The organism is Microbacterium festucae, from assembly GCF_025421715.1.
Taxonomy (GTDB): domain Bacteria; phylum Actinomycetota; class Actinomycetes; order Actinomycetales; family Microbacteriaceae; genus Microbacterium; species Microbacterium festucae.
This window is the reverse complement of the sequence record NZ_JAOEFC010000004.1, coordinates 219,125-241,247: the sequence shown is the minus strand read 5'-3', so window position 1 is coordinate 241,247 and position 22,123 is coordinate 219,125. Positions and strand designations below refer to the sequence as shown.

The window sequence follows — 22,123 nt, the reverse complement described above, 5'->3', positions numbered from 1 at the left end:
CGGTCAGACCGCCGCGAGCTTGCGTCGCACTTCCCGGCGCTCCCGTTGGAGCACCGGATCGGCGACCGGCGCGGCGAGCAGCAGGCGTTGCGTGTAGGGGTGATCCGGCGAGGTGGTGACCGCGGCAGCCGGGCCCGTCTCTACGAGGTCGCCACGATAGAGCACGGCGACGCGGTGGCTGATGTGTCGGACGACCGACAGGTCGTGCGACACGAAGAGGTAAGCGACACCGGTCTCCCGCTGGATCTCGACGAAGAGGTCGAGGACCCGAGCTTGCGTCGACAGGTCGAGGGCGCTGACGGGCTCATCGCAGACGATGAGTTTGGGCTTGGAGGCGAGCGCCCGCGCGATGGCGACGCGCTGCCGCTGGCCTCCCGAGAACTCACGGGGCAGCCGGTCGAGTGCATCGGAGGGAAGACCCACCTGGTCGAGGAGAGTGCGCACGCGCGTGCGCGCGTCGCGTGATGACGCCCCCTGCACGATCAACGGTTCGGCGAGAATGTCGCCGATGGTCATCGACGGGTTCAGAGAGGTGTACGGATCCTGAAACACGACCTGGATGTCCCTGGCCAGCCGGCGACGTTCCGCGCCTCCCGCGCGGGTGATGTCGCGGCCGTCGAACCGGATGGTTCCGGCGGACGGCCTCACGAGACCGAGGACCGCGCGTCCGATCGTCGTCTTACCCGAACCCGACTCTCCGACGAGGCCGAGGGTCTCCCCCGCCGCCACGTCGAGCGAGACGCCGTGAAGGACTTCGTTGGGCTGCGCGCGCCATCCCCGACCGGGGAAGCTGACACGCACATCCTTCATCTCCAGTAGGCTCATCGCCCCGTCCCTTCCTGTGCACCCTCGACCGGGTCGGCGCGCACCGCACTCTCGTCGAGGATCGCGCCCAGCAGCATCTTCGTGTAGTCGTGCCGGGGATGACGGAACACCGCGTCCGTCTGCCCTTCCTCCACCACACTGCCGTGCTGCATCACGACGATGCGGTCGCAGAGGTCGGCGACGACGCCGAAGTTGTGGGTGACGATGAGGATCGCCATGTCCAGCTCCGCCTGCAGCTCTCGCAGCAGGTCGAGGATCTCGGCCTGCACCGTCACATCCAATGCGGTCGTCGGCTCATCGGCGATCAGCAACTTCGGCCGGCTGGCCACGGCCCCGGCGATCAGGACGCGCTGGGCCATCCCGCCGGAGATCTGGTGGGGGTATGAATCGAAGGTGCGCTGCGGATCGTTGATGCCGCACCGCTCGAGGAGCGCGAGCACACGCTCGGTGGCATCCTTTCTCGACACTCCGAGCGCAGCGCGCACACCCTCGACAAGCTGTGCGCCGACGCGATACGAGGGGTCGAGGTTCGACATCGGCTCCTGCGGGATGTACGCGATCGCCTTGCCCCGCAACGGCCGCATCTGCGCGTCGGTGAGGCCGAGCAGCTCGCGCCCCTCGAACAGGATCGAGCCACGTGTGATGAGCGCTTCGGGCGGCAGCACACCGAGGGTCGCGAAGGCGGTCTGCGTCTTCCCCGAGCCCGACTCGCCGACGAGGCCGACGACCTGCCCGCGCGCCACACTCAGCGACACCCCGCGCACAACCTCCCGCGCGCGGCCGCTGGGGCCGCTGTAGGCGATGCCGAGATCGGCGATCTCGAGCAAGGCGCCGGGAACACGGCGCACGGCGTCGTCGACGGCCGCGACCTTTTGCCCCCGGCCGACCTTCACCGGTTGGGGCTTGGAGCCCTCGAGCGTGTCGCGCAGGGCGTTGCCCATCAGCACGAGCGAGGCCGTGATGACGCCGAGGAGCAGACTCGGCCAGAGGAACTGGGTGGGAGCGATGTACAGGTTGCGGAAGCCCGACGAGATCATCGCGCCGAAGCTGGGGATCTGGATCGAGCCGACGCCGAGGAACGCCAGCCCCGACTGCACCGCAATCGCCGAGCCGGCCATGAACGCGGCGGCGATGATGATCGGGCCCCGCACGACGAACAGCACGTGTCGGCTGAGGATGCGGAGGTTCCCAAGGCCGGATACCCGCGCGGCATCCACAAAGAGCTCGTTCTTCACCCCCACGACGAGGTTGCGCACGATGCGGTAGATGCCGGGTGAGAGCAGCACGCCGAAGATCAGCATCGTGAAGCGGTAGTCGCCACCGGTCACCGGCATGAGGATGATCAGCAGCAGGATGCCGGGAAAGGTCATGATGAGGTTGAAGAGCCACTCGGTGCTCGCCCGCGTGACGGTGCCGAAGTATCCGCCGACGAGCCCCGCGATGACACCGACGATGAGGGCGACACCGGCGCCGATGAGGGCGGAGACGGCCGCCGTGTTGATCGAGTGCAGCAGGCGCGTCCAGATGTCGCGGCCGGTCTCATCCGCACCGAGCGGGTAGCCCGGAGTGCCGACCGGAGCGTTGGTCATCGACAGGTCCGCCTCGTTGGGCCCGAGCTGTGTGAGCACGGGCGTGAGGATGCCGAGCAGGAAGATCACCACGAGGATGCCAGCGGTGATCACGAACTGCGGTTCCTTCAGCAGGCGCTTCCACATCGGCGTGCGCGAGGAGGCGGCCGTCTCCTCCAGTGCGACGATGAGCTCCGTCGTGGGAGCGGTCATCGCATCCATCAGGGGTCCGCGTTCGTCGCTCACTGCACTCTCGCTTTCGGATTGAGCCAGCCGTTGGCCAGATCGGTGAGGAGGTTGATGACGGTCACCAGGATGACGCCGAACGCGGCGACCCCCATGATCACCGGGATGTCGCCCTGTAGTGAGGCATTGAAGGCGAAGCTTCCGTAGCCCGGAAGTGCAAAGACGTTCTCGATGATGAGCGCACCGCCGAACATCTGGATGAACTCCAGCGACATCACCGTCAGGGCGGGGCTGGCCGCGTTGCGCAGCGCGTGGCGGATCACGATCGCACCGGACGAGATGCCCCGCGTGCGCAGGGTGCGCACGTAGTCGTGGCGGAGTTCGTCGATCATCCGGCCGCGCACCTGGGCGGCCATGTTCGCCACGCCGCCGATCGTCAGCACGATGACGGGGATGGTGATGCTGCGCAGCCACGCGCCGACGTCTTCGGCGGGCGGCGTGTACCCGGTCGCCGGCAGCCACTTGAGCTGCACGGCGAACACGACCACCAGCCCGATCGCGAGGAGGAGTCCCGGCACGATGTAGCCGATCAGCGAGATGCCCTGTGCGATGCGGTCGACGACGCCGCCGCGCGAGGCGGCCCACACGCCGAGGAATGTCGAGAGGACGACCGTCAGCAGCAGTGCCGGGACGATCACCGAAAGGGTAACGAGTAGACGCTGGACGACGCTCGGGCCGACCGGCAGCGAGGTGTACACCGAGACCCCGAAGTCGCCCTGCACGGCGTGGACGAGCCAGTCGACGTACTGCACGATGACCGGCCGATCCCATCCGCGGGCGGCCACGAGCGCGGCCGTGGTCTCCGGCGTGGCGGCAGGCCCGAGGATCGTCATCGCGACGTCCTCGAACGACGTGCTCAGCAGCAGGAAGGTGATGTAGGTGACCAGAAGCGCCAGGATGATGCCGGCGATCAGACGGCGCGCGATATATGCGAGCATGAGCGGCTCCGGAGTGAGCAGGGGCGCGCCCGGCGGCGCGCCCCTGCGGATCGATTACTCGGTGACGGTGAACAGGCGGACGGTGGACAGCGTGTTCGCCTCGCCGATGTAGGTGATGCCGTCTCCCGTGGCCCAGGTCGAGCCGACATAGAGCACCGGGGCGATGAACGCCTCGTCGACGACGTACGAGTTCAGCTCCTGGTACGCGGGCACCGCGTCTTCGAAGGCGACGGTCGAGTTGACCTCGCCGAAGAGCTTGTCGAGCGTCGGGTCGGTGTATCCGCGGGGGTTCGACGTCCCGTCGGCAGCGAAGACCGTCGCCAGGTCGGCGGTGTCGGAGTTGAACCCGACGATCTGGTAGTACAGGCCGAAGTCGCCCGACCGGGCCGCCCCCTGCGCCTGCTGGGGAGGAACGGTGACCCACTCGAGGGTGAGCCCGATGTCGGAGAAGGCCTGAGTCAGCGCGGGCTCGACCGTGGTGGTCAGGAAGGTGCTGGGGATCTGGAAGGTCTCGCCGGCATACCCGGCTTCTTCGATCAGCTTCTTCCCCTCTTCGGGGTCGTACGCGTAGGTATCGTTGAGCGACTCGTCGAAGATCGCGCCGAGCGGGTTGACGATCTGCTCGGTGACACTGCCGACATTGCTGAAGAGGGCCTTGAGCATGCCCTCCCGGTCGATCGCCATGTTGATCGCCTGACGCACACGCTTGTCCCCCAGGGCCGGCCACTTCTCGCCGCCGCGATCGAGGATGTTGAGGTAGGCGACCGCGGTGGCGTCGTTGACCGTCAGGTTCCACTCGTCGGGGTTCAGCTGCGACGCCATCTGCGACTGGACCGTCGCGGCGTTCAGCTCACCGGACTGCAGCGCGTTGAAGCTCGCCGTCGGGTCCTGCATGACCTTCACGGTGAGGGTCGCGAAGGGGACATTGTCCGCATCCCAGTAGTCGTCGCGCTTGACGAGCACGTAGCTGCTGCCCGGCACCGTCTTGGCGACGTCGAGGGTGAATGGGCCCGAACCGACGGGGTCGGTCGCCGTGCGCGCCTCGTCGATGGTCGCCGGATCCCCGATGGCGCCGACTCCCGACGAGAGGTTGTCGACGAACTGGGGATCGAAGCTGGAGAACGAGACCTTCACGGTGAGGTCGTCCTCAGCGACGACGTCGTCGACGAGGCTCAGTCGGCTCTGCACATTGCCGGGCGTCGCCTTCGAGCGCAGCAGCGTGGCGACCACGGCGGACGCGTCGACGGGGTCGCCGGTGCTGAAGGTCATCCCGTCGCGAAGGGTGAGGGTGAGTTCGGTCCCGTCCTCGTTGTACTCCCACTTCTCGGCGGCTCCGGGGAGGATGTCGCCCGTCTTCGGGTCTTTGCGCAGCAGCGTGTCGAGGATGGAGGACCACACGAACATCTGCTGCCCGTCGACGAGCTGGGCGGGGTCGAGCGAGTTGGGTGCGGAGACGGCGGCGACAGCGAGGTCGCGCTCTGCGACGGGTGCCGACGATCCGCTCTCTGCGGGTTGCGGGCTGCTGGAGCAGCCGGAGAAGGTCAGTGCGGCGACCAGGGCGACCGCGGGCACCGCCAGCCGGAGCGACCGGCGGACTGTACGGGTAGACGACATGTGTTCAGACTCCTTTGAATGAAACCGTGCCTGCAATCGCTTGGCAGAAAGAGCGTGTCGATCGCCTTGCACTGGGCTAGACGTCAGTAAAGCAGGAACTCACTCGCTTGACAACCGATTGCCAAAATCAGGTCGAGTCGTTACACAAGCGTGAGGGAGGCAAGCTGATCGACAGCGCGCATCACGGCGGCCACGAATGGCGCGTCGTCGGCCAGATCCGGCGCGACACGGCCGATCGCCGCGACCGTGTCTTCGCGTCGGCCGCGCGTTCGCGCGCCGGCCGCCCACGCGCCGACCGCGAAAGCAGCGGCGTCGGCCGGACGTCCGCAGGCGCGCTCGAGGCGGGCGACCGGCACGATTCGCAGGCGCAGTTTGGTCTCGGTGTCGACCCGGATCTGCGACAGCGGGTGACGGATGCGCGGGTTCTCGAAGCGGGAGAGCAGCGCGCGCCGATAGGCGGCGATCTCGAGTCCGGCGGGGAGGTGGCGCTGCGCCTCGTCCCAGAACGCCGACACGGCCCGTCGGCACACCGGATGGGCGATCGCGTCGGCGACGGCGTCGCGACCGACGAGCGGTCCGACGGTGGCGAGGATGGTGTGGGCTCCGTTGAGCAACCACAGCTTGCGCGCCTCCCACGGCTCGAGCTCGTCGGTGAACCTCGCGCCGGCGCTCTCCCACCGCGGACGTCCCGCGGGGAACGGGCCGGAGAGCACCCAATCGGCGAAGGGCTCGGACACCACCGGCGCACGGTCCTGCAGCATCACCTGCAATGCAGTGAGCTCATCGCGTTCGATGCGCGGCGTGATGCGGTCGACGGAGCTGGAGACGAAGGAGACGTTCTGCGCACACCACGCCGCGGTGGCGGGATCGACCGCCGCGAGCGCGAGCACGCATGTGCGCAGCAGCCCGCCATTGTCGGGCAGATTGTCGCAGGACACCAGCGCCACCGGGCCGCCGCCGGCCCTCCCCCGCGCCGCGAGGCCGAGCACGAGCCTGCCGAGTGCGGTGCGCACATCCATGCTCGCCAAGTCCCGGTGCGACGAAAGCGCTGACAGGGCGATGCGGTCGGCGGCCACGAGCGGGTCGTCGGGATCGGGTCCGCCGTCACGTCCGGCGCGATAGCCGGCCTCGGTGATCGTCAGTGTGACGACTGCCGTCGTCGGTGCCGCGAGGTCGGCCAGCAGCGACGTGAGGTCGTTGCCCGGGTGCACCCGCACGACGCTTTCGATCTGCTCGCACAGGTCGCTCTCGGCGGAGCGGGTGACCAGCGTGTAGAGGCCGTCCTGCGCACGGAGCTCGTCGACGAGTGCCGTGCTGTTGCCGGTGTAGGCGGCGATCCCCCATGCGTGCGCATCCGCCGCGTGGGCGGTGTACCAGGCGATGTGCGAACGGCTGAACGCGCCGAGGCCCAGGTGCACGATGCGCACGGGCGGGGCGGCCGACGTGCGCTGAAGGGGTGCATACGTCACAGTTTGAACACCCGCTTCGGCTGTGGACCGACCATATCGTCGATGATGTCGCCAGCGACGGCCTCGGTGATGCGCGCTTCCGTCACCAGCCGCGCCAGGAACCCGGCGTCCGCTCGCCGGGCCGTGTCGTGCCGCGCGGGGATGGACAAGAAGGCGCGGGTGTCGTCGATGAAACCGGATCCGCGAGAGAACCCGGCCGTCTCGGTCACCGCCGAGCGGAAGCGCGCCATCGCGTCAGGGGCATCGAGGAACCACCAGGGCGCACCGATGTAGACGCTCGGGTAGAAGCCCGCCAAGGGGGCGATCTCCCTCGAGTAGACCGTCTCGTCCACGGCGAACAGCACGAGGTGGAAGTCGCGCTCCAGACCGTAGCGTTCCAGAAGCGGGCGCAGGCCGCCCACGAAGTCGGTCGAGCGCGGGATGTCGTGGCCGGAATCAGGCCCGAATCGCTGCAGCGTGCGCGAGCTGTGGTTGCGCACGACACCGGCGTGGACCGTCATCACGAGCCCGTCGTCGACGCTCATCCGCGCCATCTGCATGAGCATGTGACCGCGGAACACCCGACGCCCGTGCGCGCTGGCCGCGCCGGCGAGAACCGCGTGAAACAGCTCTTCGGCTTCCGCCTCGCCCAGATCGAACGTCGCCGGTTCCTCGACGCCGTGGTCGGCGGAGACCGCACCGTGTGCGATGAAGTGGGCGCGGCGCGCGGCCAGCGCCGAAAGGTATCCTGCGAAGGTCGCCTGCTCCCCCGTCGCTGCGAGCAGACGCTCGACGTCGGCGGCGAACGCCGGCGCATCTGGGTCGAGATAGCGATCGGGGCGGAACGTAGGCACGACGCGTCCGCGCAGCCCGCTGCGTGCCACGCGCGCGTGGTCGGCGAGGTCGTCGAGCGGGTCGTCGGTGGTGGCGAGCACCTCGATGCCGAACCTCTCGAAGAGCGCACGCGGCCGGAACTCAGGGGTGCGCAGTCGCTCCTGGATCTGGTCGTAGACGGCATCGGCGGTGCGCTCCGACAGCGGTGAGGCGACGCCGAGCACCTGTGTCAGCTCCTCCTCGATCCAGTAGCCGGATGCCGTGCCGGCGAACACCCGGGTGTGGGCCGCGAACAGCCGCCAGATCTCACGCGGGTCTGCCGGCGCTCCGCCGACCCCCAGCGACCCGAGGTCGACGCCAGACGCGTGCAGCAGGCGAGTGATGTAGTGATCGTGGGAGACGAGCAGGCTGGCCGGGTCGGTGAACGGTGCGTCCTCCGCCAGCCATTGGATCGGCACGTGGCCGTGGGGAGAGACGATGGGCGCGCCGGCCACCCGGCTGTACAGGGCACGCGCGATGTCGCGCGTGCGCGGATCGGCGGGCAGCAGCCGGTCGGGGTGGCGCTCGACCGGGGACGATGCAGCTGGGGTGCGCGCGTCGATCGATCGGGGGGCCGGCGCACCGGCACGGAGGTCGGTCATGGGGTCATCACTCCGGGTTCTTCGCCTGTGAGAGCGAGGTCCAACGGGCCCGCAGCGCGTGCGCCACGGCTTTCGGGCGCCGATCGCGCGTGAAGACGCCCTTCTTGTTGCCGTCGACGCGCTGGGTGATCGGCATCGCCTGGAAGTCTGCGAACGCCCAAACGTGCTCTCCGACGACGGAGTCGATGCGATCGAAGACGCGCTGGTACATGGCCACCAGAGCTGTCTGGTAGTCCTCGCTCCACGGTTGGTCGACCGCGGCGTGAAGACCGGCGATGGCATCGGCCCCGAATTCCGACACGATGATCGGCTTGTGGAAGCTGGCCTCCCAGCCGCGGAGGTCAGCCTCCAGGTGCGCCTCTGCGGCGGCGAGGTCGTTCGTGTCCTGGTACCAGCCGTAGTAGCGGTTGATGCTCACGACGTCGAAGAGGTCGGCGATGACGTCGGTGTCATGCTGGGCGAGGATCATGTTCGCGTAGGTGACCGGGCGCGTGGGGTCGAGTTCGCGCGTGAGGGAGACAAGGGGCGCGAAGTAGTCGCGGGCCCCCGGATCCCGCGAGTCGGGTTCGTTGGCGATCGACCACATCACGATGCTCGGGTGGTTCTTGTCACGTGCGATGAGTTCTCGCAGGTGCGCGGCGTGAGCATCGCGCGTCGTGTCGCCGAACGCGCCTCGCGGTCCGAATGTCGTGACCTCGGTCTGGCCGAGATAGCCCGCGGCGATCGCGAGGTTCAGCCCGACGGCCGCGGCCTCTCCGATCACCACGATGCCCTGACGGTCGGCGTAGTCGAGAACTTCCTCCGCGTAGGGGTAGTGGGAGGTCCGGAACGAGTTGGCCCCCGTCCAGCGCATGAGCTCGAAGTCATGCACGAGGTAGGCGGGGTCGTGGCCCTTGCCGCGCACCGGAGAATCCTCGTGCTTTCCGAAGCCGGTGAAGTAGAACGGCTCACCGTTGATGAGTACGCGGTTGCCCCTCACCTCCACGGTGCGCACCCCGACCGCGAGGGGGTAGCTGTCACGCACCTCGCCGTCCCTTACGATCTCCGCCACGACCGTGTAGAGGTAGGCGGCGCCGGGGCGCCACAGGCGCACATCCGGGATCTCGACGACACCGCGCGACCCGGATGAGGCACCCACCACAGTTCCGTCGGCGGTCAGCACCCGCAGCCGCACCTCGGCTCCGGGCGTGAGATCGGTCGTGACGAGGTCGTAGCTCACGAGGCCGCTCGTGCCGTCGATCTCGGTCGTGACCGTGATGTCGTCGATGCGCTCTGCGGGGACCGACTGGATCGACACTGATCTCGCCAGGCCGCCGTAGTTGAAGAAGTCGTGCATGTAGCGCTGGCGTGGACGCCCGAGGGAGTCGGTGTCGACGCTGCCCGGCGGAATGCTGGACGGCGTGAGTCGATTGTCGACGCCGATCGTGAGTCTGAATTCGCCGCCCGCCGTCACATGGCCGGTGATGTCGACCTCGAACGGCGTGTATCCACCGACGTGTGTCACGACGAGATCGTCATCGACGTAGACGGCGGCTTCGTGCGTGGCTGCATCCAGCCGCAGCATCACCCGGGTCCCCCGCCAGCCGTGTGGCACACGCACCGTTCGCTGATACCAGGCGACACCGACGTGGTCGCGAAAGCGGGGGTCTGGGAACAGGTCGTTGTAGCTGGCGGGCACCGGCGCCTCCCGGGTGGTGCGCAGCGTCGCCCGCCACGGCTCCTCGCCCACCGCGGCATCCAGATCGAAGCGCCACAGTCCGTCGAGATTCAAGACCTCGCGGGTGGATGTGATCTTCGGCGTCAGCATGCGGCGACCGCAGTTCGCTCGCGGCCGGCGAACCGCGAGCGGCCGGGACCGATCGCCGCCCGCGTACCGTCGGGGACGATGACGACTCCGCGGGTATCGGCGGGAAGGTCCACCTCGACGGTGATCGCGTCGCCGTCGGTGCGCCAGGCCACCGAGATCCGTCCCTGCGGCGAGTCGTGTGTGCCCTCGGCCCACGTGAGCGCTGCCGTCGGTGTGGGCTGGATGATCACCGACTCCCAGCCGACAGATTCGGGGGCCTGACGCAGCCCGAGCACGTGGGTGTGCAGAAAGCGCACGACGGCGCCCTTGCTGTAGTGGTTGAGGGACTCGTGGGCGTTGCCCTCGTCGTCGATCCCGTCCCAGTCCTCCCAGATCGTGGTAGCCCCGCGAGCGATCATGTTGAGCCATGAGGGGGAGGTGGGCTGGAGGAGCACGCGGTAGGCCACCTCGGGATAGCCGTGGTCGACGAGGACAGGCAGGAGGTCTCCGGTGGAGAGGAATCCGGTAGCGAGGTGACCGCCGGCGTCGTCGATGAGGGCGACCAGGCGCGCGGCCGCGGCGGGCGCGAGCGACTCCGGAACGAGGCCGAACGACAGGGCGCGCACGTAGGCAGCCTGGGTGTCGGTCGTCGTGCGGCCCTCGGGCGACAGAAACTCCTGCCGCCATGCATCGCGGATCCGCTCGGCGAGGTCGCCGTATGCCGCGGCGTCGCCGTCGCGTCCGAGCACGGCCGCAGCGTCGGCCAGCGTACGCGTCGAGCGATAGAGGAAGGCGGTGCCGACCTCTCCCCGGTCGGCGCTGAACCAGCCGAGCGGGTCGTCGTGCACGGGATCGGCCCGCGACCCGTCGGCGCGCAGCGGCTTGGGCTCGATCCACTCGCCCCAGTGGAACGAGCCGTCCCAGATGTACTGCTCGTGTGCAGGCGGCTCGGCGGACCGTCCGACGCGGGAGGGGTGTCGTCGGGTGCGCGCGGTCTCGAGAGCCCACTCCACCCAGCGCTCCATCGCGTCCCAGTTGTCCGCGAGGAATGCTGCGTCACCGTAGGCCGTGTACATCTCCCAGGGGACGGCGACGATCGCATCCCCCCACCCGGCCGAACCGGTCATCATCGCGAACTGGGTCTGGGTGTTGTTCTTGACCCGCCGACCGTCGGGCGAGAAGTTCGCGATGCGACCGTCGTCGAGCTGGTCGTCGCGCACCGACTGCAGCCACTTCCGCGTGAAGCCGCTCACGTCGTACAGGCGCGTCGCAGTAGGCGCGAAGATCTGGAAGTCACCCGTCCACCCGAGCCTTTCGCGCGTGGGACAGTCGGTGGGTATGTCCACGGCGTTGCCGCGGAAGCTCCAGTCGGCGATCTCGTGCAGGCGGGTCAGTTCGGGCGCGCTGCAGGAGAACGTGCCGGTGCGCGCGAAGTCGGTGTGCACGATCCGCATCGAGATGCGCGCGGGGTCGAACCCGCCCGCGTCCCTGGTCACCCGCACGTACTGGAAGCCATGCACCGTGTGCCGCGGCTCAAACGGCTCGCCGGTACCGGAGGAGATCACCTCGTCGCGCTGGACGAAGACCATCGGCGGCTCTCCTGGGCGCACCGAGTCCAGATGCGCGGTGGACAGGTCGCCCTCGGCATCCCGGAACTCGCCGTACTCGAGGATCGTGCGGGCGCCGGCGGGGCCGAGGTCGTCGAGCGACACCCATCCCGATGCGTTCTGCCCGAAGTCGATCAACCAGACGCCGTCGCCGACGGCCGTCGTCGCCACAGGCGCGCGGGTCTCGACGACGCGCACCGGTGGCGCCGGCGACCAGCTGATCGAGGGCGCGTCCACCTGATCGACGAGCACCGGCACCGCCGGTACCGTCGGGGCGGTGCGGTCGGTGGTCTGCCCGCCCATGAGATCTGCCCGCGTGATCACCGAGGGAGCGCTCGTCCACGTCGCGTCGGTGCCGATGATACGACGGGTTCCATCGGCCAGGTCGAGGTGCAACTCAGCGCGCGCAGCGAGCGTCGCCCCCCACGCGGCCGGCGTGCGGAACGCGCCGACCCGGCCCCGGTACCACCCGTCCGACAGCACCATCTCGAGCCGGTTGTCCCCCCCGCGCAGTTCCGAGGTCACCTCGAAAGCCTGCGCGTAGAGGGTGCGGTCGTACGAGCTGGAACCGGGAGCGAGCTCGGTCGTCCCCACGCGCTGTCCGTTGACGAAGCTCTCGTACACTCCGAGCGCCGTCGCATAGAGGCGTGCCGTGCGCACGGGTCCGTCCAGCTGGAAGCCGACCGAGAGCGTGTGCGCGGGGCGGTCGCCGGGTGCGCCAGTGCCCGCCTCTGCCGGGCTGATCCACCGCGCCGTCCAGTCACCATCGCACAGACCGACCTCGAACTCCGACCACTCCGACCAGTCGGAGTCGTCGGCGCGCACACGCCAGCTCACGCGCTGAGCGCTGCGCAACGGCGCCCACGGCCAGTGGATGAGCCGATGCTCCGGCGCGGCGAGAGTGACGGATGCCGGTGCTGCGCCATCCACGACGGCCACCAGCTCGTAGGAGCGCGGGCGCGAGTCCATCGCGTTCTTCCACGAGAGGCGCGGCGTGGGGCCGGTCACCGGGAAGTGGTCTCCCCCGCTGTCGACGGCGAGGTCGAAGGGTGCAGTCATCGTCGTCCTTCCGCGCGCACTTCGTTGAGAGCGCGTCTTGCGTGGCAACCGATTGCCTAATCTAGTCCACTCGCTCCTGGTGTGCAACGTCCGCACGCGGAGTCAGGCGATCGGGCGAGGCTCCCCCTCGGTGACGCCCACCTCGTTGAACGCGTCGACGGCGACCCAGTAGCCCACCCCGGCATTGAGTGCACGCAGGTCGAGCTCGGTCGCCCCGTGCACCAACCAGCTCTGATAGAGCTTGTCGGGACGCAGCCCATAGCGCACGTTGTATCCGCGAGCGCCGTCGGCCTCCGCCCAGCAGATCGTCGCCGTGAGGTCGCCGGTACGCACCGCCTTCACCTCGGGCGCCTCCGGGAGAGATCCATCGGCGCGTCCGAACACGCGCAGCCCCGACACTGCGAGCGGAGCACCGAACGGCAGTCGCCCTGCCGCCAGCCGGACGAACCTTGCCTCTCGGGGTGCAGGCAGTACAGCCAGCGCGTGCGGGCGGTCGTCGGTGGTCTCGAACACTCCCTCCCAGCGCGTCCCGTCTAGCGAGATCTCCATGCTCAGCTGGGTCTGGTGGGCTTCGGTGTACATCGCCCGCCAGGAGTGACCGAAGTCGACGCCGCCCTCAGCAGGTTCGACGCGCTCGGCGAGCGCGTCGTCGGCGAGGTTCACCTGAATGGCGGCGACCGTCATCGGTCGCCCGAGATCCACCTCGAGACTTTCCCCCGGCGCATCCGACCCGGCGATCCACCAGGTGCGCACGTCTTCGTTGACCGCGAGCTCGGCGGGGTGGCCGGGTGCGGCGCTGGTGGCGTGCACGCGAGCGCCGTGCGACAACAGCATCCACGGCGGCGGCGCCCAGGGGTCGGCCGGCCCCTGGGGGACGACGACCGGGTAGTCGCCGAAGTTCTGGTTGCAGAACAGCACACCGTCATCGTCGAAGCCTGCCGGGAAGAGCCCCACCCGCCGTTCGAACACGTCGTTGACCGAGATGCGCATGGTGGCGGCATGCCACCAGTTGCCGTACTCGTCCTGGAACGTACTGCCGTGTCCGGCGCCGGTGATGAAGCCACCCGGCTTGGAAGAGAACGGGCTGGACGAGGAGTATTCGAACGGCCCGAGCGGCCCGGCCCCGGTGACATATCCGTCGGCATACGTGTTCGACTCGGTCGCCGGCGCCGCGTACTGCAGATAGTACGTGCCGCCCACCTTGGTCATCCATGCGCCCTCGATGTAGGGATCGTCGCTCTTGAACTGCGCAGCCAAACGCTCACGCTCGGTGCGGGGCTCGTCCTTGCGGTGGTTCTCTCCCACCGCCTCCCACCCGCGCGCGAAGCGGTCCGAAGAGATGAGCGAGACTGGCTCGGCGGTGGGAAGCATGGTGCGTGGGTCTACCGGAACGCCCTGGATCGGCGTCTGCGCATCGCACCCCCAATAGAGATAGACCGAGCCATCGTCGTCTTGGAAGAGATTCGGATCCCAGAACGGAAATGACCCGCGCGACACTTCGGCGAAGTCGTCAGAGAGCGGATCCTCGCTGCGGAAGAAGGGAGAGTCAGTCTTGCGTGATGCACAGATGTACAGAGCGCCGTCGATCTCGCGCACGTCGGGGGCATAGTCGAAAGCGGGCAGCTTCACGGTCGGGGCGAAAGACCACGCGACCAGATCGGACGAGTGCCAGAACCCCGCCGACATCGACGCGAAGAGGAAGTAGCGACCGCGGTAGCGCACGACCGAAGGGTCGGCCGCTTCGCGGTGCACGCTGCGGCGAGGTTCGCCGATGGTCACCCCCTGCACGACGCCAGTGAAGCGCACGTCCTGATAGCGGTAGGCCAGATCGAGCGGATTGCAGAACACACGCGTGTCTGCGTACTGGGGGGAAACTTCGGCCATGAGGTGCGCCTCTTCTCTGCGGAAACTCCCATTTAAGCGAGAACGCCGCATTTTGGCAATCGCTTGCCACATCTGAGTCGCGGCGCGCTGACCATCTCCACGACCGATCCCGTGCCAGCTGGGCGCCGCTCCAGTGCACACATACAGGTGCACACATCCGCTCTCTGATCGGACCTCGGTTTCGGCGGGCACCGGGACTGCAGGCCGCACAACCACGCGGAACTCGGCGCCCGACACCCGAAGCCCAGGGCAGAACCCGATCAGGCCGAATCAGACGGCCTCCACACAGCCCCGGAAACACGAAAACCCGCGGGATTCCGCGGGTTCTCGATCAGGTACTGTCTCAACATAATGTGCGCCCGAAGGGACTCGACCCCCTAACCTTCTGATCTGCAGGCGCACCGTTACGACGTGAAAGTACCCCCCGTTTCGCGGTCAACGCTGTTCGGTGCACACATAGGTGCACACATTCCTGCAACGCCCGCTCTCGACCGTCAGGTCGAAGGGCCGAGCACGAGCCGCGGCTCGACGAAGCGCTCGCCGCCGGTCGCCGCGGGCTCGATGACGTTGTCGGCTGCCACACGCCCGACGCCGGTCAGATCGAGGTCGATGGTGGTGAGGCGGCGCAGATTCTGGTCGAGGATCACTTCCTCCCAGTTGTCGACGCCGACGACCGCGACGTCGCCCGGCACGTTGACTCCCGTCGACTCCAGCGCGTCGAGCACGCCGAACCCGATGTGATCATTGCCGCAGAACACGGCATCGAAATCCAGACCAGAGTCTCGAAGCACGCTGACCGCCTGCTCGCCCCACTCACGTCGCCAGCTGCCGTAGACGATCGGCAGCGGCGAGACGCCCGCCTCGTGGAGCGCACGGCGAAAGCCCGCTTCGCGACGACGCACCGCGAGATCGTCGGCGTCTGCCGTGATGTGGGCGATCCGGGTGCGTCCGAGAGAGAGGAGATGACGGGCGGCGAGGTAACCCGCCTGCTCGTTGTCGGGCACGAAGACGGCGTCGTCGGAGTTATCGGATGCCGCGAACGCGTAGGTCACGGGGACCTCGAACTGGTGGGTGATCGACGGAGTCACCCGCCCGAAGCCCGCGCCGACGACGAGGAGTCCGTCGATACGACGGTCGCGAAGGGTGCGGATGCTCTCGGTCATCTCGTGGTGGGCGTTGATACGACCGTCGAACACCAGGGCGGCGCGCTCCCGACGGCCGAGTTCGAGGATCGCTCCCATCACCACGGCGCGGGAGAACGTCGCCGTGGCGCGGTGTGTGAGAAGACCGATGGTGCTGCTGCGGCCCGAGGCGAACGACAACGCCAGGGCGTTCGGACGGAAGTCGAGCCGTTCGGCGGCCTCCCGCACGCGGGCCTTGGTCGCCGCCGACACGACGGGGCTGTCGTTGAGAGCCTTCGACGCCGTCGCCTTCGACACGCCGGCGACCGCTGCGACGTCGCTCAAGCGCACAGCGCGTTGCGTGACCATCCTCGTGATCCTACTGACCCGAGACCGCAAGCACGGGGATGTCCGGCAGTTGATCGTCGCGATCGGCGGCGGCGAAGTGTGCTTCGAGGAATCTCACCTGGCCTGGCCAATGCTCCGCCCCACCGCCCTCGTGCTCGTTGAACTCGAAGGTCACCATCTCCTTCACGGGGGCCGCGTACGCGTTGTAGGCCGCGAACACTGTCGACGGCGGACAGACCGGGTCCTGAAGACCCACGGAGAACAGGGCCGGGGCGCTCGCGCGCGCGGCGAAGCTCACCCCGTCGAAGTAGGACAGCGTGCGGAAGACCGCATCGATGCGGCCGCGATGGATCGCCAGGTAGCGCACGATCTCTTGGTACGGCTCCCGCCCTGTCATTCCCACCGCACGACGGAAGTGGCAGAGGAACGGATAGTCCACGATCGCGGCCACGACATCGTCGTGCAGTCCGGCGACCGCCAGCGCGACGCCGCCGCCCTGACTGCCACCTGCGACGGCGACCGCCGAGGCGTCGATACCCGGGAGAGCGCGCACCGCGTCCACGCACCTGACGCCATCGGTGTACACCCTGCGGTAGTAGTAGGTCTCTGGGCTCCCGATGCCGCGCGTCAGGAAACCCGGCACGGCGGGATCCGCCCCGTGCGGGTCCGCGGTGTCGGCGGCGGGCTGGCCCCGCATATCCATGACGATGTGGGCGAACCCCGCAGCGGCCCAGGTGAGCCGCTGCTGCGGCGTTCCTCGCCCGCCGCCGTACCCGAGGAACTCGACGACCGCCGGCAGGTCGGTGGCTACTCCTGCGGGGCGGAGATACCAGGCCTTCACGGGCTCGCCGGCGAACCCGGGGAAGACGAGCTCACGCGCCTCGACGGCGCGTAGCGGAGCGTTCGCGTCGGTCACGCTGACGCTTCCGCCGGCGCCCCGGGCTTCTGCGACCGTCTGCGCCCAGAATCGGTCGAAGTCGTCGGGTTCGGCGACCTGTGGCGCGAAACGACGGAGCTCCTCGATCGGAAGGTCGAATCGCGTCATCGTGGCACCGACACCGCAGGGGCGACCGCGGCAGTGGGCGAGCCGGTGGCGGACACTGCGGTCGCGGCACGACCGAAGTCCAGATTCCGGATGAGCACAGGTGCCCCGCTGGCCAGTGAATCGTTCCCTGCCACCCCCACGGCCATGGCGCGCACACCGTCCAGCCAGGTCGCGGCCTGCTGGAGAGGGTCGACATCCGCTCCGATGAGCAGGTCACGAACAAGCGCGTCGTCGGCGCCGCCATGCCCGCCGGCGGCATGAGGAATGCTCACCTCACGGGCCGCGCCGAAGTGACGCTGCACCACCAGGCGATCGCCGACCGGGCGTCCGGTCTCGTCGGCGACCGCTTCTGGCCGGGCACTCGGGTCGACGACGTGCTGTCGCCCGGTTTCGTCGAGGAGGATGGCACCACGCTCGACGACCGACAGTTCGGCCCGGCCCTCCGTCCCGTTGACGGCGACGGTGTAGCCCTCCCACGGGGAGTGGGCGTTGAGCGCGTACGTCATGCTGGCGCCCGCCGCGTAGTCCACGATCAACGACAGGTTGTCTTCGATGCTGATGCCCTCGTCGAACACGTCGCGATCGCGCAAGTACCCGTCGTGCTGCTCCTGCTCGTAGTAGAGCCCTCGCAGCACATCGTGGTCCCGCAGGTCGAGCGCGAACGGGTCTCTCCGGGCGTCGTCCACGGAGCCACGCACAGGCCTCTCCCGCAGGCCGCGACGCTCGGCGTTCCGCGCGCCATAGAAGCGGAGCCCGCCGCTGGCGAAGACACGGACGGGAAGATCGGCGAGCCACCAGTTGACGAGGTCGAAGTGGTGGGATGACTTGTGCACGAGGAGGCCGCCCGAGTTCTGCTTCTGCCGGTGCCAGCGACGGAAGTAGTCGGCTCCGTGCGAGGTGTCCAGCAGCCATTCGAAGTGCACCGAGGTGACGTCGCCGATCGCACCGCTGGCGATGACGCGTTTGAGCTCGGCGTTGCGGGGCGAGTACCGGTAGTTGAAGGTCACCGTCACCGCACGGCCGGTAGCGGCGACCGCGTCAGCGATACGGCGGACGCCGTCCGCGTCTGTGGTCAGGGGCTTCTCGACCACGACGTCGGCGCCGCCGTGAAGCGCAGCGACCACGAGATCGGCGTGGGCGAAGTCGGGCGCGGTGACGATGACCCGGTCGATACGCAGCCGCTCGACCGCAGTCGAGAGGTCTTCGGCGTCGATTCGCGTCGGTGCGGGCGCCCCGGCGGCGAGGACCCTGCGCTCGTTCCAGTCCAGGCGCCCGCGATTCGGATCGGACCACGCGGTGAGCTCGGCGTTGGCGGCGTAGGGGCCGGTCAGCGCGCTGATGTACATCTGCGCTCGGGCTCCGGTGCCGACGATCGCGTAGCGGATCGGTGCGGTCATTCGAGGTCTCCCTTGTCTTCTGGCTGAGCATCTGTGCGCGCGCAGTCGCGCGGGGGAACCGGCAGGTCCACGGTCGTATACGACGCGGCTCGATCGGGCGCGCGATAGGGAACGTAGGCGGCGACGCGCACGTGTCCGGCATCCGTCGTCGCCTGCGAGGATCTCAGCTCGATCACCCGGGTCCCGCCCGCGGGCACGCCGGAGCGCCTCTCGTCGGCGAACGTGGCGGTCGCGCGCATGTCGGAAGCGAACGCGGCGGTGTTGCGCACCGACACGACGTAGCGCACCTGCTCGGCGAGGCACGAGGTGTCGACGGTCGCCTCGATGGCAGCGTCATCGCCCCGCACCCGCTCGAGCACGATCGTGTACGTCGTGCTCGCTCGCCCGTCAGCGGCTGCGACCACGGTCGCGATGCCGGGAGCGCCTGTCGGCTGCGTCACCTCCAGATGGATGCCGTCGGCCGCGGTCGCGGTGATCACGGGGAGTGGGCCCCCGGCGAGAGCGGGGACTGCGTATTGGGTGCGCCCGGATGCGAAGCCGTCGAGGAGCGCGCCGTCGACCTCGATACCGGCGGCCTTCGCTGCCGGCGCCGGGTCGACGGGCACGACCGGCACGAACAGCGCCGCGTTCTTGGCGGATCCGATCCCGCCGCCCCATTCGTAGAAACCCTCCCGCGTGCCCCCGTCGTTGTCGTTGACGAGGATGGAGAACGAGAAGACGCCGTCAGCAGGATCGACTCCGAGAACATTCCAGGGCACCGTGAGGTCGTAGGAGGTGATCGAGCCCTCGCGTGCGACTGCGACGGCGGCCTCCACGACACCGACGGGAGCGGTGTAGCGATACATCCTCGGACCGTCGGCGCCGAGGTACGCGCCGAGCTCCACCCGCGAGGCGGGCTCGGCGCCGGGGAGGCCCCGAGCGACCGCGAACTGCAGCGAGTCACCCGCCCAGAGCCTGTCGACGGTGGCCGCCGGGGTGTGGTCTTGATCCTGCACGTCCGCACGCACGCGAAGTCCGTCTGCACTCCACGACACGGCGAAGGTGCCGCCCAGATCCTCGGCCGTCGCGGCGGGTCCGCTCAGCGGCACGTAGGTGCCGCGCTCCCGCCAGTCCACGGGGGTTCCACCCGCTGGCGCCGCCGCGACCGCTGCCACCGCCGTCGTACCCGAAAGTCGGCGCTCGGTCGCTCCCACGGTGGCGCTCAGCGTGAACGCATAGGGCTGCCACGCTGCGACGTCGCCCACTCCGAGCTCACGCGTCGCCACATCGCCACCGGCGACCTGCACCGCCGGCAGCGTGCCCGAGGCTCCGCCGACCGTCCACTCGATGTCGTCGACCGCCGTCGCCGGCGCTCCGGCGAGGTTCTGCACGGTCAGCGCGAGGCCGACGCTCTCCTCGCCCACGACGGGACCGAGCGAGAGCACCGGGCTCTCGACCACCGTCGCGCTGTCGTCGACGAACGCGACGACCGCGTCGCCGCTGCGCACGGTGTAGGCGACCGGGTGCTCGCCGAGCTCCCGCATGGCGGCGAGCGTGACCGAGCCGGTCACCTCGGCCGCAACGCCGGTGAGCGTGGCGCCGCCGCCCACCGGTCCGAACACCGTCACGTCGCCCGCGAGCCCGAGAGCGGAACGATCGACCGCCACCGGCACGCTAGGCGCGCCGTCGAGCGGAATCTGGCCGGGCGTGTCGATGCGGACGGCCGGGTCGGCGACGCGGGACGGTGTGGCGAGGCTGCCGGTCAGGTAAACGGGGTTCGCGCCGACAGTCAGCTCCACGCGTCCGTTCGGCCGGGCGCGCCACGAGCGGCCGTCTCCGTTGATGAGACGCGCGGCGGCCCCGGTATCGGCTGCGAGGGTCACGGGGCCCCCGGTCGCCCATGCCATCCGCAGCACGTCGCCACCGGCATCCGTGTATTCCGCCACGATGGCCCCGTCCAGCCGTTGCAGGCCCGTCAGCTCACGGCCGGCGGTCAGGCGATTGAAGACGGCGAGCGCGGGATAGGCGGGTTTCGGAGTGAGCGCTGTGCCGCCGTCTGTGGGCAGGCGGGCGATGCCGAAGTTGTGCTCCTGCTCGGCGGGGTTCGCGCCGGAGTCGATCAGCTCGTAGTAGATGACGCGATCGACCCCCGCAGCGTCGAGCAAAGCGGCCGACCGAACGATGTAGGCGGCCTGCTGCCGCTCGGTGGTACCTCCGGTCGTCGTCGTCCAGCCGTGCTCGCTCAGCCAGATCGGGATGTCGGATCCGGGCGCGTACTCTTCGATCAGGGCGCGCAGCGTGGCGACGCCCGCCTCCGTGCGACCCTCCGGGGCCACGGGGAAGTCGTAGGTGTGGTAGCTGACCACATCGAGGTGATCGAGCGCCCCGAGTGCGAAGAGGTCCTCCATGAAGTCCCACTTGGCGCCGGCGCTGACCGGCCCGACGACGCGTGCCCCCGGCGCCGCGGCGTGGATCGCCGCAGCGGCGGGCACCAGAAGGTCCATATAGCAGGCGGCGGTCATGCCGCATGCCCCGTTGTTGAACGTGTGGTTGAACTCGTTGTAGACCTCATAGTCCACGTCCGAGCCGTAGTGAGCGGCGGCTGCGGCGGCGTAGCTCGCGAAGGCTGCGATCGCCTCGGGTGAGCTCGGCGTCTTGCCGCCGTCGTACCACCGGCTGAAGTACGCGAGGATGACGAGCGGTCGTTCGCCGCGCGCCTTCGCGGCAGCGATCTGCGCGTCGAAGTGCGCGGGGAACTGGTACACCCCGGGTGACGTCTCGATGGTGTCCCACGAGGGGCCCTCTCGCAGCGTTCCTGCTCCGAGCGACCCCATCAGGCTGCCGACCTGATCGACCGAGTATCGGTTCACGTGGACGGCGAGACCCACCGGATGATCCGCGGATGCGGGCGAGGCCGCGCTCTCCACGATCGCCAGCGTCGCGGCCCGCGTCGCGGCGACCGGCGCCGTCACCGACATCGTGACCGAGTAGTAACCGGCCGGCAACGCGGACAGGTCGATGGATGCCGTGCCCGCCGCGACGGGCTCGACCCCGGAATCCACCCGCTGCCCGGACGACGCCCTGACATCCCACGTGACGCTGCTCGCCAGGGTGGTCACGCCGATCCGTGCGTCGCCGACCGGGTAGACGAGGGACGTGTCGGTGAAGGCCAGCGTTCCCGGCGGCGGGTCGTGTTCCTCGAACGACGGATTGATCACGAGGTTCGCCTGGCTCGATGGTGCGGTCATCCGCACGTCGTCGACCCACACCGTTCCCGCCCCGCGAACGAGCAGTCGCATGACGAAGGTCATGCTGCCCAGGGGCTGGGTGTACGTCCACTCCAGCTTGGTCCACTCATTCGTACCGGCCGGCAGCTCCACCCGCTGCGAGTGGTCGCCGCTGAGCACGAAGTACGCGGCGGCGGATGTGGAGAGGCCTTCTGTCCGCACCCAGGCGCTCATCGCATACGTGGTACCGCCTGACGCGCGAATGTTCTGACGCAGGTCGATGTAGCTGTTCGAGTACGCCGAGGTGTACTCCACACGCGCGGCAGCCGCGCCGTCGTGGACGACAGCGGTGTCAGCCGCGACCGCGAAATCGGGGGTGCCCGACACCGTCGTCGTCCAGCCCTCGAACGAATCGGATTCGGTGAGGCTCGCCCGTGCCGGCACGGCGGAGGCGATCAGAGTGCCGACAACCATGACGAGAGCCGCCAACAGGGCCGTGATGGGCGCGGCGACGCGCCGGTGCACGTGAGACATGAAGTGATCCGATCCGGGTGAC

At 68.9% G+C, this 22,123-nt stretch carries 13 protein-coding genes; all 13 read right to left on the bottom strand.

The window, feature by feature from the left end:
* Positions 1-3: 3 nt before the first annotated feature.
* The 13 genes from N3K63_RS13855 to N3K63_RS13795 all read right to left on the bottom strand — a co-directional run bounded on the left by N3K63_RS13855 (position 4) and on the right by N3K63_RS13795 (position 22,101).
* Entirely contained in the window at positions 4-825 is an 822-nt protein-coding gene (locus tag N3K63_RS13855; RefSeq protein WP_261580782.1) for an ATP-binding cassette domain-containing protein, read from the bottom strand.
* Complete coding sequence (locus N3K63_RS13850) at positions 822-2,639, bottom strand: dipeptide/oligopeptide/nickel ABC transporter permease/ATP-binding protein (protein WP_261580781.1); 1,818 nt, start codon at positions 2,637-2,639, stop codon at positions 822-824. Before N3K63_RS13850 ends, N3K63_RS13855 begins: the two co-directional genes overlap by 4 nt.
* Complete coding sequence (locus tag N3K63_RS13845; protein ID WP_261580780.1) at positions 2,636-3,577, bottom strand: ABC transporter permease; 942 nt, start codon at positions 3,575-3,577, stop codon at positions 2,636-2,638. Before N3K63_RS13845 ends, N3K63_RS13850 begins: the two co-directional genes overlap by 4 nt.
* A 54-nt stretch (positions 3,578-3,631) precedes the next feature.
* A complete protein-coding gene (locus tag N3K63_RS13840) occupies positions 3,632-5,191 on the bottom strand; it encodes an ABC transporter substrate-binding protein (RefSeq protein ID WP_261580779.1) in 1,560 nt (519 codons plus the stop codon).
* Between the two features lie 140 nt (positions 5,192-5,331).
* Positions 5,332-6,660, bottom strand: a complete 1,329-nt coding sequence (locus N3K63_RS13835; protein WP_261580778.1) for a mannitol dehydrogenase family protein — start codon at positions 6,658-6,660, stop codon at positions 5,332-5,334.
* Entirely contained in the window at positions 6,657-8,114 is a 1,458-nt protein-coding gene (gene uxaC / locus N3K63_RS13830) for a glucuronate isomerase (RefSeq protein ID WP_261580777.1), read from the bottom strand. Before uxaC ends, N3K63_RS13835 begins: the two co-directional genes overlap by 4 nt.
* Positions 8,115-8,121: 7 nt before the next feature.
* The gene (uidA, locus tag N3K63_RS13825; protein ID WP_261580776.1) at positions 8,122-9,921 is read right to left on the bottom strand and encodes a beta-glucuronidase; all 1,800 of its coding nucleotides are present in this window, start codon (positions 9,919-9,921) and stop codon (positions 8,122-8,124) included.
* A complete protein-coding gene (locus tag N3K63_RS13820) occupies positions 9,915-12,566 on the bottom strand; it encodes an alpha-L-rhamnosidase (protein WP_261580775.1) in 2,652 nt (883 codons plus the stop codon). The genes uidA and N3K63_RS13820 overlap by 7 nt, the downstream gene beginning before the upstream one ends.
* Before the next feature lie 102 nt (positions 12,567-12,668).
* The gene (locus N3K63_RS13815) at positions 12,669-14,450 is read right to left on the bottom strand and encodes a family 43 glycosylhydrolase (protein WP_261580774.1); all 1,782 of its coding nucleotides are present in this window, start codon (positions 14,448-14,450) and stop codon (positions 12,669-12,671) included.
* A gap of 494 nt (positions 14,451-14,944) precedes the next feature.
* Positions 14,945-15,940, bottom strand: coding sequence for a LacI family DNA-binding transcriptional regulator (locus N3K63_RS13810; RefSeq protein ID WP_261580773.1), 996 nt, complete (start codon positions 15,938-15,940; stop codon positions 14,945-14,947).
* Between the two features lie 10 nt (positions 15,941-15,950).
* Positions 15,951-16,964, bottom strand: coding sequence for an acetylxylan esterase (locus N3K63_RS13805; protein ID WP_261580772.1), 1,014 nt, complete (start codon positions 16,962-16,964; stop codon positions 15,951-15,953).
* Positions 16,961-18,361, bottom strand: coding sequence for a Gfo/Idh/MocA family protein (locus N3K63_RS13800; RefSeq protein ID WP_261580771.1), 1,401 nt, complete (start codon positions 18,359-18,361; stop codon positions 16,961-16,963). Before N3K63_RS13800 ends, N3K63_RS13805 begins: the two co-directional genes overlap by 4 nt.
* Positions 18,358-22,101, bottom strand: coding sequence for a hypothetical protein (locus N3K63_RS13795; protein WP_261580770.1), 3,744 nt, complete (start codon positions 22,099-22,101; stop codon positions 18,358-18,360). Before N3K63_RS13795 ends, N3K63_RS13800 begins: the two co-directional genes overlap by 4 nt.
* Positions 22,102-22,123: the final 22 nt, after the last annotated feature.

What these genes read in the sequence shown, in the direction of transcription:
- N3K63_RS13855 (WP_261580782.1), bottom strand. Translation starts at nt 825, where the DNA reads ATGAGCCTACTGGAGATGAAGGATGTGCGTGTCAGCTTCCCCGGTCGG.
- N3K63_RS13845 (WP_261580780.1), bottom strand. Translation starts at nt 3,577, where the DNA reads ATGCTCGCATATATCGCGCGCCGTCTGATCGCCGGCATCATCCTGGCG.
- N3K63_RS13840 (WP_261580779.1), bottom strand. Translation starts at nt 5,191, where the DNA reads ATGTCGTCTACCCGTACAGTCCGCCGGTCGCTCCGGCTGGCGGTGCCC.
- uxaC (WP_261580777.1), bottom strand. Translation starts at nt 8,114, where the DNA reads ATGACCGACCTCCGTGCCGGTGCGCCGGCCCCCCGATCGATCGACGCG.
- uidA (WP_261580776.1), bottom strand. Translation starts at nt 9,921, where the DNA reads ATGCTGACGCCGAAGATCACATCCACCCGCGAGGTCTTGAATCTCGAC.
- N3K63_RS13820 (WP_261580775.1), bottom strand. Translation starts at nt 12,566, where the DNA reads ATGACTGCACCCTTCGACCTCGCCGTCGACAGCGGGGGAGACCACTTC.
- N3K63_RS13815 (WP_261580774.1), bottom strand. Translation starts at nt 14,450, where the DNA reads ATGGCCGAAGTTTCCCCCCAGTACGCAGACACGCGTGTGTTCTGCAAT.
- N3K63_RS13810 (WP_261580773.1), bottom strand. Translation starts at nt 15,940, where the DNA reads ATGGTCACGCAACGCGCTGTGCGCTTGAGCGACGTCGCAGCGGTCGCC.
- N3K63_RS13805 (WP_261580772.1), bottom strand. Translation starts at nt 16,964, where the DNA reads ATGACGCGATTCGACCTTCCGATCGAGGAGCTCCGTCGTTTCGCGCCA.
- N3K63_RS13800 (WP_261580771.1), bottom strand. Translation starts at nt 18,361, where the DNA reads ATGACCGCACCGATCCGCTACGCGATCGTCGGCACCGGAGCCCGAGCG.
- N3K63_RS13795 (WP_261580770.1), bottom strand. Translation starts at nt 22,101, where the DNA reads ATGTCTCACGTGCACCGGCGCGTCGCCGCGCCCATCACGGCCCTGTTG.